This window comes from Streptomyces sp. AC627_RSS907 (assembly GCF_019049165.1).
Genome location: NZ_JAGMUE010001192.1, coordinates 1 through 744, shown reverse-complemented (window position 1 = coordinate 744; position 744 = coordinate 1). Strand labels below are relative to the sequence as shown.

Sequence of the window (744 nt, the reverse complement as noted above, 5' to 3'; positions counted from 1 at the left end):
CGATCGGCACCAGGGTCTGGCAGGAGCTCAAGGGGCCGCCGCCCGTGGTCTTCCACTGCTTCGAGCACGGCTTCGTGCTCACGCACGGCGCGGAGGTGCGCGCGCTCCCCTGGTCCGAGGCGCGGGTCAGTTCCTTCCGCGAGAGCGCGTACGCGCCGCACGGCGGACCGGGCGAGGCCGTCGAGTGGACCGAGGTCCGGGACCGGGCCGGTCAGGTGGTGTACGCGGTGAGCGGTGAGGCCGCCGTGCGCATAGCCGAGGTGGCGACGGCCGACGAACTGCCGCGCACGGAGCACCGCCTGGGGCGCGGCGGCACGGTCGGCTACGGGCGGTTCACCCTCTCCGCCGACACCCTGTTTTTGGACGGCAGCGCCACGCCCTGGCGGGACGTGCGCCGGGTGGAGACCACCGACCAGGCCGTGCGCGTCTACCGCGCCGACGGCCCGGGCAGCCCCGCCCACTTCAGCGTGGCCCGACGCGAGACGCCGTACGCCGCGGTGGTCGTCGCCCTGGCCAGCACGTACATAGCCGCGGCCCGCCCGGGGCCGGTCGCGCACCCGGAGGGCGGCTGCCCGGTGGCCAGCGGTTCCGGGCCCCTCCCGGACGAGCCGCCCGGCGAGTAGCCGGCGCGGAGGCCGCGCGGCGGCGAGTATGGAGGGGTGATGACCCCGATGAGCGACGAGGACCAGCGGGCCTTCCGCGAACTGCTGAGGACCCTGCGGGTCTGGGAGGACCGGCTACCGC

The 744-nt window shown here is 75.8% G+C and carries 1 protein-coding gene; it reads left to right on the top strand.

Translation table 11 applies throughout. The features are described 5' to 3' along the window. The coding region (locus tag KUM32_RS41010) for a hypothetical protein (protein ID WP_217146743.1) at positions 1 to 623 on the top strand (623 nt) is incomplete at its 5' end. Positions 624 to 744: the final 121 nt, after the last annotated feature.